This is a genomic window from Blastococcus sp. SYSU DS0753 (assembly GCF_054051175.1).
Genome location: NZ_JBJHAT010000022.1, coordinates 1 through 16,238, shown reverse-complemented (window position 1 = coordinate 16,238; position 16,238 = coordinate 1). Strand labels below are relative to the sequence as shown.

The following is a 16,238-nucleotide window of genomic DNA, read 5'->3' as shown; positions in this document are numbered from 1 at the left end:
CTTGGGGTGACCCCGGGACGGTGGCGGCTCCACCGCCCCGGGGTCCTTGCCGACCAGAGGGTCGTGGACTCCGACGCGCGGCGACGGGACGGCGGTGCGCCGTCGGTGCCCGAGCCGTTCGCGGCGCTCCCGTTCGCCGCGCCGCTGCGCACCTGCCCGATCGGCCTGCTGCCGTCGGCCGCGTCCGCGCGGGAGCGGCGGGAGTCGGTGTTCCTCTACGTCGCGCTCGCCGTGCTGGCGCTGTGCGGCGGTATCGCCCGGCCCGGCCTGGGTGCGGGCGCCGAACGCCTGCTGACCGTCCTCCTCGCGGGCGCAGCACTCGCCACCGCCCTCGTCGTCCGCAGGCACGCGGCCCGGCTGGACCCCGCCGCCCGCCGGCCGTGGCAGGCGGTGGCGGCGGCCGGCGTGCTGCTGGCCGCCGGCCGCCTCCTCGGCGCCGTGGACGGCGCGCTGGTCCACGTCCCGCAGGTGCTCGCGCTGCCGCTCGGCCTCGCGGCCTGCTTCCTGCTGCTGCCGCGCCGGAGCGGGCGGGCCGGCGTGCGGGAGCTGCTCGACGGCGCCATCGTGCTGGTCGCGGTCGTGCTCCTCACCGGGCTCGTGCTCTCCCGGTCGGGCGTCCGCGGCGGCGGCGTCACCGGCGTGCTGCAGAACATGGGGTACCCCGCCGCGGGTGCGCTGCTGTGCGCGGTGGCGCTCGTGGTCGTCACCCGGGCGCCCGCGTCCCGCCGGCGCCCGGCGGTGTGGCTGCTGGTCGCGGCGGTGGGGACGGCGGTCCTCGGGGTCGCGCCCGCCTTGGCCCATGTGCTGGGGGAGCGGCCCGCGGACCTGCTGGTCAGCATCGCCTGGTCGGGGATGCTCGCCGCCGGCGTCCGCGCCGTGGACACCGACCCCGGGCGGCTCCCCGCGCAGGGCAGGGATGCCGACGGCCTGCCGCTGTTCGGCCTGGCCGTCAGCCACGCGTCGGCCTACGGGGTCGCCGGCGTGGTCATCGTGGTGCTGAGCGCCGGGCACGTGTTCACCCGGCTCGAGCAGGTGGCGATCGGGTTGCTCATGGTCTGCACCTCGATCCGCAGCCTGCTGTGGGTGGTCGACGGTGGGCGGCTCACCCGCCGGCTGCTGCAGACCGAGGCCTACTTCCGCGCGCTGGCCGCCAGCGCCGAGGACGTCACCGTGGTGCTGGACGGCGGCGGCCGGGTCCGCTGGGTCTCCGGCGCGGCCGACGGTCAGCTCGGGTGGCCCGAGCGGGAGCTCACCGGTCGCCTGCTGGCCGACCTGGTCGACCCCGACGACCACGTGGTGCTCGAGGACGTGCTCGGCGGACGGGTGCCGGCGGACCCCGCCGCACTGCCGCCGACCGTGCGGCTGCGCACCCGCGGCGGGGACCGGCGCGACGTCGAGCTCGCCGGTGCCGCGCGGGCCGGGGTGCCGGGGACCGGGCTGCGGGAGGGCCTGGTCCTCCACCTGCGCGACGTCACCGCTCGCCGGACCACCCAGCGGGAGCTGGAGCGCATGGCCTACACCGACTACCTGACCGGGCTGCCCAACCGCGCCCGGTTCCTCGCCGCCCTGGAGGACGCGCGGCTACGCGCCGCCGAGGGGCACGCGGGCTGCGTGCTGCTGGTCGACCTCGACGGCTTCAAGGCCGTCAACGACGTCGCCGGACACGAGGCCGGCGACCAGCTGCTCGTCCAGGTGGCCGACCAGCTGCGCGACGGCGCCCGCGCGCAGGACCTCGTCGCCCGCCTCGGCGGGGACGAGTTCGCGCTGCTGGTGCCCGGGGGGCTCGGAGAGGCGACCGGGCTCGCCGAGCGGCTGGTCGTGGCGCTGGACCGACCGTTCCGTGCGCCGTCGGCCGACGGGCAGGGCAGCGGCCCGCGGTTCGCCGTCTCGGGGAGCATCGGCCTGGCCGAGCTCGATCCCGTCGCCGACGCGTCGGACACCGTCCGACAGGCCGATCTCGCCCTGCGGGCGGCCAAGGCCGCGGGCAAGCGCTGCGTGCGCTCCTCGGGCGAGGCGATCGACGCGGCGCTGGTCCGCCGCACCCGGCTGGCCCGGGACCTGCCCACGGCGCTCGCCGAGGGCCAGCTGCGCGTGCTGTACCAGCCCGTCGTCGGGGTGCACGACCGCCGGGTGCTCGGGCTGGAGGCGCTCGTGCGCTGGGAGCACCCGCTCCTGGGCACCGTGCCGCCGGACGAGTTCATCCCGCTGGCGGAGGAGGACGGGCTGATCGTGCCGCTCCAGCGCTGGGTGCTCGGGGTGGCGACGGAGCACGCGGCCGTGCTCCTGGCCGACGGCTGGGACGTGCAGATGGGCGTGAACGTCTCGGTGCGCCACCTGCAGGCCGGCTGCCTGGCACCGGACGTGGCCGCCGCGCTCACCGCCGCCCAGCTGCCCGCCGGCAAGCTGGTCCTGGAGATCACCGAGTCCGTGCTGCTGGACGTGCACGAAGGGGTGCTCGGCGACCTCGAGACGCTCCGCGGCATGGGCGTCGTCCTCTCCCTGGACGACTTCGGGCGGGGGTGGTCCTCGCTGGCCTACCTGGCGCGGTTGCCGGTGCAGATCCTGAAGATGGACCGCGAGTTCGTGGCCGGCATCGAGACCGGTCCCCGGGGGCGCGTGCTCGTGGCCGCCGTCGTGGAGCTCGGCCGCACGCTCGGCATGGACGTCGTCGCGGAGGGCGTGGAGACCGAGGCGCAGATGGCCCACCTGCAGGCCATGGACTGCCGCTACCTGCAGGGCTACCTCTTCGGGCGGCCGATGCCGTTCGCGGAACTGCGGGCGCTGCTCGCCTCGTTCGACGACTCCATACTCGACGCGGCCGAGCCGGGACCGCCGAATCTGGACGCCGGTGTCCACCTGGTGGGACGCGGCGGTTGACGCAGGGGCGTCGGCAGGCGCACAGTGTCCCCGTGCCTCGCACCCTCATGCTCGCCGACGCCCGCACCCTCGGCGTCCTCGTACTCGCCTAGCGCGTCCGGTCACCGACCGACGCGCTGACCCTTCGTGCCCGGGGCACGAGGGGTTTTTTGTTGGCCGTGATCCGCCGCACAGCGAGCACGCCGCCCGTCGCACCAGCCCGCACCACGCCGCAAGGCACAGGAGATCCGCGCGATGACCAGCACCCCGAACGAGGCCCCCCACTCCGAGGCCGCCACCCGCGAGGCCGCCGCCGCGCTGACCGGCGTCGAGACCACGGCCCGCTCCGTGGCCGAGGCCGCCGCCCAGCCGGCCACCGGCATCACCGGCGCGCAGAGCCTCGTCCGGTCCCTCGAGGCGGTCGGCGTCGACGTCGTCTTCGGCATCCCCGGCGGGGCGATCCTCCCGGCGTACGACCCGCTGTTCGACTCGCACGTCCACCACGTCCTCGTCCGGCACGAGCAGGGCGCCGGGCACGCGGCCACCGGGTACGCCCAGGCCACCGGCCGGGTCGGCGTCTGCATGGCCACCTCCGGCCCCGGCGCCACCAACCTGGTGACCCCGCTCGCCGACGCCTACATGGACTCGGTCCCGATCGTGGCGATCACCGGCCAGGTCCCGAGCGCGGCCATCGGCACCGACGCCTTCCAGGAGGCGGACATCCGCGGCATCACGATGCCGGTGACCAAGCACAACTTCCTGGTGACGACGGCGGAGGAGATCCCGCAGCGCATCGCCGAGGCGTTCCACCTCGCCTCCACCGGCCGCCCCGGCCCCGTCCTGGTCGACATCCCCAAGGACGTCCTGCAGGCGACCACCGACTTCACCTGGCCGCCCCGGCTCGACCTCCCGGGCTACAAGCCGACGACGCGCCCGCACGGCAAGCAGGTCCGCGAGGCGGCCGGCCTGATCGCCGGCGCCCGTCGCCCGGTCCTCTACGTCGGCGGCGGGGTGCTCAAGGCGCAGGCGACCGCGGAGCTGGCCGAGCTCGCCGAGCTGACCGGCGCCCCCGTCGTCACCACCCTGATGGCCCGGGGGGCGTTCCCCGACAGCAGCCCCCAGCACCTGGGCATGCCGGGCATGCACGGCACGGTCGCGGCGGTGACCGCCCTGCAGAAGTCCGACGTGATCGTGGCGCTCGGGGCTCGGTTCGACGACCGGGTGACCGGCGAGCTCTCCAGCTTCGCGCCCGGCGCCCTGGTCGTCCACGCAGACATCGACCCCGCCGAGATCGGCAAGAACCGCAAGGCCGACGTGCCGATCGTGGGCGACGCCAAGGAGACCATCGCGCAGCTGGTCGAGGCCCTGCGCGCCGAGCACGCGGCCGGCCGCACGCCGGACCTGGCGGCGTGGTGGGCGCAGCTCGACGACTGGCGCGAGCGCTACCCGCTCGGCTACGACTGGCCCGAGGACGGCGCGCTGTCGCCGCAGTACGTCATCGAGCGGCTGGGCGCGATCGCCGGTCCGGAGGCGATCTACACCTCCGGCGTCGGTCAGCACCAGATGTGGGCGGCCCAGTTCATCAGGTACGAGAAGCCGGGCACCTGGCTCAACAGCGGCGGCCTCGGGACCATGGGCTACGCCGTCCCGGCGGCGATGGGCGCCAAGTACGGCTGCCCCGACACCACCGTGTGGGCCATCGACGGCGACGGCTGCTTCCAGATGACCAACCAGGAGCTCGCCACCTGCGCCATCGAGGGCATCCCGGTGAAGGTCGCCGTCATCAACAACGGCAACCTCGGCATGGTCCGGCAGTGGCAGACCCTCTTCTACGAGGGCCGCTACTCCAACACCAAGCTGCACGCGCGCAACCCCGACGGCTCGCCCAAGCCGGTGCGCATCCCCGACTTCGTCGCCCTGGCGGAGGCGCTGGGCTGCGTCGGGCTGCGGTGCGAGAGCAAGGACGACGTCGACGCCGTCATCGAGAAGGCCATGGCCATCAACGACGCGCCAGTGGTCATCGACTTCGTCGTCGGGGCCGACGCCCAGGTGTGGCCGATGGTCGCCGCCGGCGCCAGCAACGACGCGATCCTGGCCGCGCGCGACCTGCGCCCGGTCTTCGGCGACGGCCAGGTCTGAGGAGCGCACCCATGTCCCGTCACACACTGTCGGTCCTCGTCGAGAACAAGTCGGGTGTGCTGGCCCGCGTCTCGGCGCTGTTCAGCCGTCGCGGCTTCAACATCGAGTCCCTCGCCGTCGGGCCGACCGAGAACCCCGACCTCTCCCGCATGACGATCGTCGTGGACGCGGAGAGCCAGCCGCTCGAGCAGATCACCAAGCAGCTCAACAAGCTGATCGAGATCATCAAGATCGTCGAGCTGGACGGCGAGGCCGCCGTGCAGCGCGAGCTGCTGCTCGTGAAGGTGCGCGCGCCGATGGCCGAGCGCACCCAGGTGCTGCAGACCGCCGAGCTGTTCCGCGCCCGCGTCGTCGACGTCAACCCCGACACGGTGACCCTCGAGGCCACCGGGACGCCCGACAAGCTCCAGGCCCTGCTGGCCGTGCTCGCCCCCCTCGGGATCAAGGAGATGGCCCAGTCGGGGACCGTCGCCCTGGGCCGGGGGCCGCGGGCGATGTCCGGCGCCGGTACCTTGCGCCCGGTCGAGCGCACCGCCTGAGCAAGGACCCCGTCGCCCCCCACGACGCGCTCCGCACGCCGCGGGCCCCTGCGACGGGGCCGTTCCAGCACGTCACCTACCGAAGGGAACAACCACCAGCATGGCCGCCGAGATCTTCTACGACGACGACGCCGACCTCTCGATCATCCAGGGGCGGACCGTCGCCGTCCTGGGCTACGGCAGCCAGGGGCACGCCCACGCGCTGTCGCTGCGCGACTCCGGCGTCGACGTCCGCGTCGGCCTGCCCGAGGGGTCCAAGAGCCGGGCGAAGGCCGAGGCCGAGGGGCTGCGGGTGGTCACGCCCGCCGAGGCGGCCGCCGAGGCCGACCTGATCATGATCCTGGCGCCGGACCACGTGCAGCGGCACCTCTACGCCGAGTCGGTGGAGCCCAACCTGCAGGACGGCGACGCGCTGTTCTTCGGCCACGGCTTCAACATCCGGTTCGGGTACATCAAGCCCCCGGCCGGTGTCGACGTCGCGATGGTCGCCCCGAAGGGCCCCGGCCACCTGGTGCGCCGCGAGTTCGAGAACGGCAAGGGCGTGCCCTGCCTGATCGCCGTGGAACAGGACGCCAGCGGCAGCGCGCAGGCGCTCGCGCTCTCGTACGCGAAGGGGATCGGGGGCACCCGCGCCGGCGTCATCAAGACCACCTTCGCCGAGGAGACCGAGACCGACCTGTTCGGTGAGCAGGCCGTCCTGTGCGGTGGCGCCAGCGCGCTGATCACCGCCGGGTTCGAGACGCTGACCGAGGCCGGCTACCAGCCGGAGGTCGCCTACTTCGAGTGCCTGCACGAGCTGAAGCTGATCGTCGACCTCATGTACGAGGGCGGCATCGCCAAGCAGCGCTGGTCGGTGTCCGACACCGCCGAGTACGGCGACTACACCTCCGGGCCCAAGGTCATCGACGCCCGGGTCAAGGAGTCGATGAAGGAGGTCCTCGGCGCGATCAAGGACGGCTCCTGGGCCGCGGCCTTCATCGCCGACCAGGACGCCGGCGCGCCCGACTTCAAGGCCAAGCGGGCCGCCGCCGAGGCGCACCCGATCGAGGAGACCGGGCGCAAGCTGCGTGGGCTGATGAGCTGGGTCTCGGCGTCCGACGACTACACCGGTACGGCCGCCCGCAACTGATCCGGGCCGCACGACGACCACGGCCCCCGCTGCGCACGCAGCGGGGGCCGTCTCGCGTGGGGTGGGGACTCAGACGGACTGGCCCCGGGCCGCGAAGTACTGCTGGGACTGGCCGCTGCGCAGCAGCACGACGATGAGGACCGGCAGCACGAAGCCGAGCAGCCCGGTGAAGATGAAGCCCTCCTCCTGCACCAGGCTCCAGAGCAGGTACAGCAGCTGCAGGCCGATCGACGCGTAGCTGCCGAGGAGGAGCAGCTTCGGGTCCTGGCCACGCAGCACCTGGATGCCGCCGATCAGCAGGACGACGGCGGCCGCGAACGACAGCAGCGCCAGGATGCCCAGCAGGGCGTCGACCTCGAAGACCGCACCGATCGCGAAGAGGGTCAGCAGTCCGCCGAGGGTCCCGAGCCCGCCGATGACCACCCCGATGACGGCGGCCGCCGTCACCTGACCCGGGCGCTGGCCGGCGGGCGCCTGCCCGTAGCCGGCCGGGGCGGCGGGGTAGCCACCGGGCTGCTGGCCGTACCCCTGGCCGTACCCCTGGCCGTACCCCTGGCCGTAGCCCTGGCCCTGGCCGTATCCCTGGCCGGGCTGCTGGCCGGGCGGCGGGCCCCAGCCGGGCTGCCCCTGCGGCGACCCTCCCTGCGGGTGGTCGGGATCGGAACCGGGCGTGGGGCCGGACATCGCAGCTACCTCCTGCTCGAGGGATCCGTCGGGGCCGACGGACGCGGGTTGTAGCAATCCTCACACCTGCAGGGGGGCCCGGCAGGCCGGAACGGGCCGTTCCGGCCGGAAGCACCCGGTTCAGTGACCGGTACGCCGGTAGCGGTGCGCGGCGAAGAACTGCGTGGCCGGCTTCATGGCCAGCAGGACGACGATCGCCAGGGCAGCCAGGAAGAAGATCAGGTTCACCACGACATCGCCGGCGGTGCCGTCGGCCAGGGTGCCGAGCAGGCCGATGGTGGTGAAGGCCAGGGCGATCGAACCGCCGACCAGCAGCGGCACCCGGCTGCGGCCGGTGAGGGCCCAGACCGCCCCCCAGATCATGACGACGGTCCAGGCCAGGGCCAGCACACCGAAGCCGATCAGCACGCCCCCGACGGCACCGGTCACCGCCCCGAAGCCGGGGATCTCCTCGTCCAGCCCGCCGCCGGCGCCGCTGGCGGCCGCGCCCACGACGAAGAGGAAGAAGGTGACCAGCAGCCCGATGGCGCCGTAGACGAAACCGAGCACGGCCGCGGTGATCACGCCGGCCGGCTTGGCGGGGACGCCGGGAGCGCCGTACGGGCCGTACGGCTGCGGGTACTGCTGACCGTAGGGGGCCGGCGTGCCGTACCCCGGCTGGCCGTAGGGGCTCTGCCCGAACTGCTGCTCCCCGTACTGCTGCTCCCCGTACTGGGGCTGCCCGTACTGGGGCTGGCCGTAGGGGCTCTGCCCGTACTGGTGCTGCCCGTACTGGGGTTGCCCGTACTGCTGCTGCCCGTACTGGCCCTGCCCGTGTTGCTGCTGACCGTGCTGGGGCTGCCCGTGCTGCTGCTGCCCGTACGGGGGCTGGCCGTGGTCCTGCCCGTTCCCAGGAGCGGAGGACTGGGGATCGTTTCGACCCTGGTCGTCGGACTGGCTCACTGTTCTCCTCCGTCGGGGCCGGCCCGTGCCGGCTTCGGTGCCCAGGATGTCGGTGCGCCCACACGGGGGCAAGGACCCGGCGGGGTGGGGCCACGCGCGGCCCGGCCCGCCGAACACCCCACCCCCTGACCTAGGGTCCCTTCCCATGCGCCTGGCAGTGATCCCCGGAGACGGCATCGGACCCGAGGTCGTGGCGGAGGGACTCAAGGTCCTCCGCGCGGTCGCCCCCGACCTGGAGACGACCCCCTACGACCTGGGTGCCGCGCGGTGGCAGCGGACGGGGGAGCTGCTGCCCGACACGGTGCTCGACGAGCTGCGCCGGCACGACGCGATCCTGCTCGGTGCCATCGGTGACCCGAGCGTGCCCCCGGGCATCCTCGAGCGCGGGCTCCTGCTGCGGCTGCGCTTCGAGCTGGACCACCACGTCAACCTGCGCCCGGCGAAGCTGTTCGACGGTGTGCGCAGCCCGCTGGTCGAGCCCGGCCCGATCGACATGCTGTGCGTCCGCGAGGGGACCGAGGGTCCCTACGTCGGCAACGGCGGTGTGCTGCGCAAGGACACCGCGCAGGAGATCGCCACCGAGGTCAGCCTCAACACCGCCTTCGGGGTGGAGCGGGTCGTCCGCTACGCGTTCGAGCGGGCCGTGGCGCGCCCGCGCAAGCACCTGACGCTGATCCACAAGACCAACGTGCTGACCCACGCCGGCGGGCTCTGGTCGCGGATCGTGGAGGAGGTGTCGGTCGAGTTCCCTGAGGTCACCGTCGCCTACCAGCACGTCGACGCCGCGTCGATGTTCTTCATCACCGACCCGGGCCGCTACGACGTCATCGTCACCGACAACCTCTTCGGCGACATCGTCACCGACGTCGCAGCCGCCGTGACCGGGGGCATCGGCCTGGCGGCCAGCGGCAACCTCGACGCCTCGGGGGCCAACCCGAGCATGTTCGAGCCGGTGCACGGCTCCGCCCCCGACATCGCCGGTCAGGGCATCGCGGACCCGACCGCGACCGTGCTCTCGGTCGGGCTGCTGCTGGAGCACCTGGGCCGTACCGAGCAGGCGCGCAAGGTGGACGCCGCCGTCGCCTTCGACCTGTCCACCCGCGACCCGCGGGCGACGATCCGCACGTCCGACGTCGGCGACAGGCTCGCCGCCCTCGCCGGCGGCTGACCTTCCGGCCGGCGCTACGGTCGGGTCGTGGGGACGCCGGTGGTCGGGCTGGGCGCATGGTGCGACCTGGTGACCGAGGAGGAAGCCCGCCGACGGCTGCTCGCCGGCGCCGAGGGCGACGACGCGCGGGCGGGCGAGCGCGCCACCTCGCGGTGGGGGTACGCGCCGTACGTGCCGGCCCCCGACGAGCCGGTCCTCGATCCGGGCGGCATCTCGTTCCGCGTCGAGGAGTTCGCCGTCCTGGCGGACGGGCGCCGCATCCGGCTGCACGACGAGCGGGGGTTCACGCTCGGCGGCGGTGCGGACCCGTGGCAGGGCCTGACCCTCGCGCACCTGGCCGACGACGTGCGCACGACCGTGCTCCCGGACGATGCGGAGGACACCGGCGAGGACCACCCCTGGGAATGGCTCGCCGAGCTGCTGCGCGCCGCGGGTGTCGAGGTCGTCGCGGAGGACCTCCGGGGTCTGCCCTACGACGTCGAGTTCAGCGACCGGCTGCGCGCCCGGGTCCCCGACCGGGGGTGACGTCTCAGCCCTCCGGAGGCTGCTCGCGCAGCAGGTCGCCGACCGGCACCGGGAGGACGGCGCGCCCGGTCCCGCCCGGGGCGGGCCACTCCGGGCGCACCGTGCAGCCGGCGGGGGAGGACTCCACCAGCACGACCGGCTGCCAGGTCCAGTCCTCGCCCGGCTCCCCGGCCGCGACGGTGCCGGCGGGGAACGGCTCGGGCAGCCGGGCCCACCACCGCCGGTCCAGTGCGCGCAGCCCCTCGGTGCGCAGCAGCGCCGCGGCGTCGCCGGGGGACCGGGGGCCGGCCAGGGGAGCGCCGGTGAGCAGCACCGGGCGCACCTGGCCGGCGGCGCCGTCGGGTGCCAGCCAGCCCACCAGCTCGCCGTCGACGGGGCGGTGCACGGGGGTCCACTCGGTCGGGATCACCAGGAGTGGGTACCAGCGCAGGCGGTGGCCCGTCGCCCGGTTTCCGGGACGGGGGTGCCGCGCACCGCGCCTCCCGTGCTTTCATGGTCGGCGATGCACACCAGCGGCACGATCATCATCGCCTAGCGCGCAGTCACCTCCCCGACTGCGCGCAGACCTCCCGTACCCGGGGGGTCTTTTTCGTGTTCGGCCCTTGCCATCCCCGGGAGACACCGTGACCACCGAGACCGACTTCCACGTCTTCGACACCACGCTGCGCGACGGCGCCCAGCGGGAGGGGGTCAGCTACTCGGTCGCCGACAAGCTGGCGGTGGCCCGGCTGCTCGACGAGATCGGGGTCGGGTACATCGAGGGTGGCTGGCCGGGTGCCCTCCCCAAGGACACCGAGTTCTTCGCCCGGGCGCGGACCGAGCTGAAGCTCGAGCACGCCCAGCTGGTGGCGTTCGGGTCCACCCGCAAGGCCGGCGTCGCGGTGGCCGACGACCCGCAGGTCCGCGCCCTGCTCGACGCGGAGACGCCGGTGGTCTGCCTGGTGGCGAAGTCCGACGTGCGGCACGTGCGGGAGGCGCTGCGCACCACCCTGGAGGAGAACCTGGCGATGGTGGCCGACACCGTCGCCTTCTTCGTCGCCGCCGGCCGGCGGGTGTTCCTCGACTGCGAGCACTTCTTCGACGGCTACGCCGCCGACCCGGACTACGGGGTGCGCGTGCTGCAGGCGGCGTTCGACGCCGGGGCGGAGGTGGGCGTCCTGTGCGACACGAACGGCGGCATGCTGCCCATGGGGGTGGGGCGTGTGGTCGCCGACGTGGCATCCCGCGTGGACGGCAAGCTGGGCATCCACTGCCAGGACGACACCGGGTGCGCCGTGGCCAACACCCTGGCCGCGGTCGAGGCCGGCGTCACCCACGTGCAGGGGACGGCGAACGGCTACGGGGAGCGGGCCGGCAACGCCGACACGTTCGCGCTGATCGCCAACCTGGTCACCAAGATGGGCATCCCCGCGGTGCCCGCCGAGTGCCTCCCGGAGCTGCAGCGGGTCAGCCACGCGATCGCCGAACTGGCCAACATCGCCCCCGACGACCACCAGCCCTACGTGGGCGCCTCGGCGTTCGCGCACAAGGCGGGGCTGCACGCCAGCGCGATCAAGGTCAGCCCGGAGCTGTACAACCACCTCGACCCCGCGGTGGTCGGCAACGACATGCGCATCCTGGTCACGGAGATGGCCGGCCGGGCGTCGGTCGAGCTGAAGGGGCGCGAGCTGGGCGTGGACCTCTCCGGCCAGTCCGACGCCATCGGCCGGGTCGTGGACCAGGTCAAGGTGCTGGAGGCCGACGGCTGGTCCTTCGAGGCCGCCGACGCCTCCTTCGAGCTGCTGCTGCGCGCCCAGCTGCCGGAGGCGCCGCCGCCCCTGTTCGAGCTGGAGAGCTACCGCACCTCCGTCGAGCACTGGGGCAACGGCGTCGTCGTCAGCGAGGCGACGGTCAAGGTGCACGTCGACGGCGAGCGGATCATCAGCACCGGCGAGGGCAACGGCCCGGTGAACGCCCTGGACAACGCGCTCCGCCAGGCGCTGGTGCACCGCTACCCGCAGCTGGCCGACGTCTCCCTGGCCGACTACAAGGTCCGCATCCTGGGGTGGAAGGGCGGCACGAGCGCCACCACCCGCGTGCTCATCGACACCACCGACGGGGTGGGGGAGTGGACCACCGTCGGCGTCCACGCCAACATCGTGGAGGCGTCGTGGCACGCGCTCGTCGACGCGCTCACCTACGCGGTGATCCGCCGGCCTCAGCCGTAGCGGGCGACGAAGTTCGCCAGCAGCCGGCCGGGCGCGGTCACCACCGCGGGGGTCAGCCGTTCGACGACCGCCTCCACCTCGCTCGGCGCGAAGTAGCCGGCGTGCTGGTAGATGCGCACCCGCTGGACGATCCCCGCCACGTCGAGCTCCGGGTGGAACTGCGTGGCGTAGACGTTCTCCTTCACCTTGAACATCTGCACCGGGCAGGTCTCGGACGAGGCCAGCAGCACCGCGGTCGGTGGGAGGACGCGGCATGCCTCCTTGTGGCCGACGAAGGCCGCGAACCGGTCGGGCACCCCGGCCAGCAGCGGGTCCTCCCGCCCCTCCGGGGTCACCGTCACCTCCACCGCCGACACCGGCTCGCCGAACGCGCGGTCCACGACCCCGCCCTGGTGGGTGCCGAGGGTGCCGATCCCGTAGCAGGCGCCGAAGAACGGCAGGTCCCGGTCGACGATCTCGTCGAGCAGGCCGCCGACCTCGCGCTCCACCCGCACCTGGACGGCCGACTTCTCCTCGTCGGAGGAGTTGAACGGTCCGCCGCCGAGGAAGACGCCCGCGTAGTCGTCGAGATCGATCGCAGGCAGCGGCCCCGTCTCCAAGCGGATCCGGTGCAGGCGCCGAGCAGGCAGCGCGGTGCACCGCAGGAACGAGGCGTACTCCTCGTCGGCTGCCTCGTCCTCCGGGCGGGAGGACAGCAGCAGGAAGGGCCGCACCTGAGGTGTCAGCGCGGCTGGATCTCACCCATCGGGCCCCACCCGGCGACCTCGGGCGCGTCCACGTAGATGATCTGCGGCTGCGCCGACACCAGGTCCGGCGCCTGCTCGACGAAGCGCTTGAAGGCGTCGGTGGCCACGTGGGCGGCGCCCGCGTCTGCGTCGCGGAAGCCCTCGACGCAGACGTAGGTGTCGGGCTCCTCCAGGCTCCGCGACCACTCGAAGAACAGCGAGCCCTCCTCGGCATTCACCGCGCGGGCGTAGTCGGCGGCCAGCCCGGTCCACTCGTCGGCGCGCTCGGGACGGACGGGGAACTTCACGACGATCAGGATCACGGTCACATTGTCGGCCTCCGGCCGACACCGCGGCCAGTTGCCGTCCCCCTGACGGGCGGAGCGGCTCCGTCGCGGCTGCCCGGGACCCTCCGGGCCCCACTCGCCGCGATACCGCGGCCAGTTGCCGTCCCCCTGACGGGCGGAGCGGCTCCGTCGCGGCTGCCCGGGACCCTCCGGGCCCCACTCGCCGCGATACCGCGGCCAGTTGCCGTCCCCCTGACGGGCGGAGCCGCGCTACCTACAGCGGCTCCAGCCGCGTCCTCAGCAGGCAGAACTCGTTGCCCTCCGGGTCGGCCAGCACGTGGAAGCTCTCGTCGCCGGACTGCCCGACGTCGGCGGGTGTCGCGCCCAGGTCGAGCAGCCGTTGCAGCTCGGCGGCCTGGTCGCGGTCGGTCGGGTTGACGTCGATGTGCAGCCGCACCTTGCCCGGGGTGGGCTCGGCCACCGGCTGGAAGATGAGCGTGGGCGCCGGCCCGCCGAACCCCGCCTCGGGCCCGATCTCGACCTCGCCGTTCTCCTCCCGTCCCAGCACCCGGTAGCCCAGCACCGCCGCCCAGAAGGCGGCGAGGGACTCGGGGTCCCGGCTGTCGACGACGAGTTCGCTGAACCGGCAGGCCATGGGCGGACGATAGGCAGAACGGCGCGCGACTAACCTCGGCTCGTGCGCATCGTCCGTTTCGCCTCTCCTCAGGGCATGTCCTTCGGCGTCCTCGACGGGGACGGCCAGGTCGCCCAGATCGAGGGCCACCCCTTCGGCCAGATCTCCTTCACCGGTACCCGCTACGCGCAGGCCGACATCCGGCTGCTCTCGCCGATCCTGCCGAGCAAGGTCGTGTGCGTCGGGAAGAACTACGCCGAGCACGTCAAGGAGATGAACACCGGGGAGGCCCCGAAGGAACCGCTGCTGTTCCTCAAGCCCTCGACGTCGGTCATCGGCCCCGGCGACGCCATCCGCATCCCGCCCGGCAGCACGAACGTGCACCACGAGGTGGAGCTCGCTGTGGTGATCGGCGCCCGCGGGGCCCGCAACGTCACGCCGGAGCAGGCGCTGGGCAGCGTGTTCGGCTACACGATCGGCAACGACGTCACCGAGCGGGACATGCAGCGGAGCGACGGGCAGTGGACCCGCGCCAAGGGCTTCGACTCCTTCTGCCCGCTCGGGCCGTGGATCGAGACCGATCTGGCCGGCATCGGCCTCGACGCCGGCGACCTGGAGGTGACCTGCGACGTCGACGGCGAGCGCCGCCAGTCCGGGCGCACCAGCCAGCTGCTCTTCGCCGTCCCCACGCTCATCTCCTACATCTCGCAGGTGATGACGCTGCTGCCCGGCGACGTGGTGCTCACCGGCACCCCCTCGGGCGTGGGCCCGATCCGCCCCGGCCAGACCGTGGCGTGCAGCATCCAGGGCCTCGGCACGCTGACCAACACCGTGACGGCGGCCGACGCCGTCTCGACGGCCGGTGGCGCCCGATGACCGTGCGCACCCGCTTCTGCCCGTCGCCAACCGGGCTGGTCCACGTCGGGCTGATCCGCACGGCCCTCTTCAACTGGGCGCACGCCCGCCACCACGGCGGCACGTTCGTCTTCCGCATCGAGGACACCGACGCCGCCCGTGACTCCGAGGAGTCCTACCGGCACCTGCTCGACAGCCTGCGCTGGCTCGGGCTGGACTGGGACGAGGGGCCGGAGGTCGGGGGCCCGAACGGCCCGTACCGGCAGTCCGAGCGGCACGACGTCTACCGGGAGGTGGCCGCGAAGCTGCTCGAGGCCGGCCACGCCTACGAGTCGTTCTCGACCAACGAGGAGGTCGACGCCCGGCGCCGCGCCGCCGGCGAGGACCCCAAGCTCGGCTACGACAACCACGACCGGTTCCTCACCGACGCCCAGAAGCAGGCCTTCCGCGACGAGGGCCGGTCCCCGGTACTGCGGCTGAAGATGCCCGACAAGGACCTCAGCTGGACCGACCTGGTCCGCGGGGAGGTGCGCTTCGCCGCGGGTGCGGTGCCCGACTTCGTGCTCGTGCGCGGCAACGGCGCCCCGCTCTACCCCTTCGTGAACCCGGTCGACGACGCCCTGATGGGCATCACCGACGTCCTCCGCGGCGAGGACCTGCTGCCCTCGACCCCGCGGCAGCTGGCCCTGTACGCGGCGCTCACCGACATCGGCGTTGCGCAGGGCACCCCCCGGTTCGGCCACCTCCCGCTGGTCACCGGCGAGGGCACCAAGAAGCTGTCCAAGCGCGACCCCACGTCCAACCTCGACGTCTACCGGGAGCGCGGCTTCCTCCCCGAGGGGCTGGTCAACTACCTCGCGCTGCTGGGCTGGTCGATCGCCGACGACCGCGACATCTTCTCGGTCGTTGAGATGGTGGAGGCGTTCGACGTCACGAAGGTGAACGCGAACGCGGCGCGGTTCGACCTGAAGAAGGCCGAGGCGATCAACGCCACCCACCTGCGTTCCCTGCCGGTCGAGGAGTTCACCGCCCGGGTGGTGCCGTACCTGGCGGGCGCCGGGCTGGTCGCCGAGCCGCCCACCGCCGAGCAGGAGTCGGTGCTGCGGGCGATCGCGCCGCTGGCCCAGGAGCGCATGGTGGTGCTCTCCGAGGCCGTCGGGCTGCTGGGCTTCCTGTTCGTCGACGAGGTCACCATCGACCCACAGGCGGCGGAGAAGCAGCTCGCGGGGGACAGCGCGGTCGAGGTGCTGGACGCGGCAGAGGCGGCGCTGCGCGAGCTGCCGGAGTGGACCACCCCGGCCATCGAGCAGGCGCTCAAGGACGCGCTGGTCGAGGGCCTGGGGCGCAAGCCGCGGCAGGCCTTCGGGCCGGTGCGGGTCGCCGTCAGCGGGCGCACGGTGTCCCCGCCGCTGTACGAGTCGATGGAACTGCTCGGGCGCGAGCGGACGATGGCCCGGCTCGCGGCGGCCCGCACGGTGGCGACGGCGGGATGACCTTCCCGGGGACCGGTGGCGGTCCGGCCGACGAGCCGTACGCCGGACCGCCACC

At 73.6% G+C, this 16,238-nt stretch carries 14 protein-coding genes and 1 pseudogene; 9 read left to right on the top strand and 6 right to left on the bottom strand.

Translation table 11 applies throughout. The features are described from left to right. The first annotated feature begins 63 nt into the window (after positions 1-63). The 4 genes and pseudogenes from ACI799_RS15550 to ilvC form a co-directional block, all read left to right on the top strand. A complete protein-coding gene (locus tag ACI799_RS15550) occupies positions 64-2,877 on the top strand; it encodes a putative bifunctional diguanylate cyclase/phosphodiesterase (RefSeq protein ID WP_456613427.1) in 2,814 nt (937 codons plus the stop codon). A gap of 234 nt (positions 2,878-3,111) precedes the next feature. Further along, the gene (locus tag ACI799_RS15545; RefSeq protein WP_456613426.1) at positions 3,112-4,995 is read left to right on the top strand and encodes an acetolactate synthase large subunit; all 1,884 of its coding nucleotides are present in this window, start codon (positions 3,112-3,114) and stop codon (positions 4,993-4,995) included. Between the two features lie 11 nt (positions 4,996-5,006). Continuing rightward, positions 5,007-5,534, top strand: a complete 528-nt coding sequence (ilvN, locus tag ACI799_RS15540; RefSeq protein ID WP_091933248.1) for an acetolactate synthase small subunit — start codon at positions 5,007-5,009, stop codon at positions 5,532-5,534. Between the two features lie 82 nt (positions 5,535-5,616). After that, positions 5,617-6,663 (top strand): annotated as a pseudogene (ilvC, locus tag ACI799_RS15535) (ketol-acid reductoisomerase); the annotation flags it as partial. A 69-nt stretch (positions 6,664-6,732) separates the two neighbouring features. Here ilvC and ACI799_RS15530 read toward each other — a convergent pair. Next, on the bottom strand, positions 6,733-7,347 hold the full coding sequence (locus tag ACI799_RS15530; protein ID WP_456613425.1) for a hypothetical protein: 615 nt from the start codon (positions 7,345-7,347) through the stop codon (positions 6,733-6,735). A gap of 120 nt (positions 7,348-7,467) precedes the next feature. Next, positions 7,468-8,289 (bottom strand): hypothetical protein, encoded by an 822-nt coding sequence (locus tag ACI799_RS15525; protein WP_456588855.1) that lies wholly within the window; start codon positions 8,287-8,289, stop codon positions 7,468-7,470. 145 nt (positions 8,290-8,434) lie between these two features. On the opposite strand from ACI799_RS15525, the gene ACI799_RS15520 reads away from it, so the two are divergent. Continuing rightward, a complete protein-coding gene (locus ACI799_RS15520; protein ID WP_456588854.1) occupies positions 8,435-9,457 on the top strand; it encodes a 3-isopropylmalate dehydrogenase in 1,023 nt (340 codons plus the stop codon). Between the two features lie 27 nt (positions 9,458-9,484). Further along, the gene (locus tag ACI799_RS15515; RefSeq protein WP_456588853.1) at positions 9,485-9,982 is read left to right on the top strand and encodes a hypothetical protein; all 498 of its coding nucleotides are present in this window, start codon (positions 9,485-9,487) and stop codon (positions 9,980-9,982) included. A 4-nt stretch (positions 9,983-9,986) separates the two neighbouring features. Here ACI799_RS15515 and ACI799_RS15510 read toward each other — a convergent pair whose 3' ends face one another. Further along, positions 9,987-10,391 (bottom strand): hypothetical protein, encoded by a 405-nt coding sequence (locus ACI799_RS15510; RefSeq protein WP_456613424.1) that lies wholly within the window; start codon positions 10,389-10,391, stop codon positions 9,987-9,989. A gap of 214 nt (positions 10,392-10,605) precedes the next feature. Between ACI799_RS15510 and cimA the strand changes: the two genes are divergently transcribed. Next, positions 10,606-12,189 carry a citramalate synthase gene (cimA, locus tag ACI799_RS15505; protein ID WP_456588851.1) on the top strand — a complete coding sequence of 528 codons (1,584 nt, stop codon included), beginning with the start codon at positions 10,606-10,608 and terminating at the stop codon, positions 12,187-12,189. Here the strand turns inward: cimA and ACI799_RS15500 are convergent. The 3 genes from ACI799_RS15500 to ACI799_RS15490 form a co-directional block, all read right to left on the bottom strand. Next, on the bottom strand, positions 12,180-12,902 hold the full coding sequence (locus ACI799_RS15500; RefSeq protein ID WP_456588850.1) for a glutamine amidotransferase: 723 nt from the start codon (positions 12,900-12,902) through the stop codon (positions 12,180-12,182). The genes cimA and ACI799_RS15500 overlap by 10 nt on opposite strands. Positions 12,903-12,910: 8 nt before the next feature. Further along, the gene (locus ACI799_RS15495; protein WP_456588849.1) at positions 12,911-13,237 is read right to left on the bottom strand and encodes a putative quinol monooxygenase; all 327 of its coding nucleotides are present in this window, start codon (positions 13,235-13,237) and stop codon (positions 12,911-12,913) included. Between the two features lie 238 nt (positions 13,238-13,475). After that, positions 13,476-13,856 carry a VOC family protein gene (locus tag ACI799_RS15490; RefSeq protein ID WP_456597995.1) on the bottom strand — a complete coding sequence of 127 codons (381 nt, stop codon included), beginning with the start codon at positions 13,854-13,856 and terminating at the stop codon, positions 13,476-13,478. A gap of 42 nt (positions 13,857-13,898) precedes the next feature. Between ACI799_RS15490 and ACI799_RS15485 the strand changes: the two genes are divergently transcribed. Both ACI799_RS15485 and gltX read left to right on the top strand, forming a co-directional pair. Further along, a complete protein-coding gene (locus tag ACI799_RS15485) occupies positions 13,899-14,711 on the top strand; it encodes a fumarylacetoacetate hydrolase family protein (RefSeq protein WP_456588847.1) in 813 nt (270 codons plus the stop codon). After that, a complete protein-coding gene (gltX, locus tag ACI799_RS15480; RefSeq protein WP_456613423.1) occupies positions 14,708-16,183 on the top strand; it encodes a glutamate--tRNA ligase in 1,476 nt (491 codons plus the stop codon). Before ACI799_RS15485 ends, gltX begins: the two co-directional genes overlap by 4 nt. Positions 16,184-16,238: the final 55 nt, after the last annotated feature.

Excerpts from the sequence above, each read along its gene's own strand:
- ACI799_RS15545 (WP_456613426.1), top strand. The coding sequence starts at position 3,112 with ATGACCAGCACCCCGAACGAGGCCCCCCACTCCGAGGCCGCCACCCGC.
- ilvN (WP_091933248.1), top strand. The coding sequence starts at position 5,007 with ATGTCCCGTCACACACTGTCGGTCCTCGTCGAGAACAAGTCGGGTGTG.
- ACI799_RS15530 (WP_456613425.1), bottom strand. The coding sequence starts at position 7,347 with ATGTCCGGCCCCACGCCCGGTTCCGATCCCGACCACCCGCAGGGAGGG.
- ACI799_RS15520 (WP_456588854.1), top strand. The coding sequence starts at position 8,435 with ATGCGCCTGGCAGTGATCCCCGGAGACGGCATCGGACCCGAGGTCGTG.
- ACI799_RS15490 (WP_456597995.1), bottom strand. The coding sequence starts at position 13,856 with ATGGCCTGCCGGTTCAGCGAACTCGTCGTCGACAGCCGGGACCCCGAG.
- gltX (WP_456613423.1), top strand. The coding sequence starts at position 14,708 with ATGACCGTGCGCACCCGCTTCTGCCCGTCGCCAACCGGGCTGGTCCAC.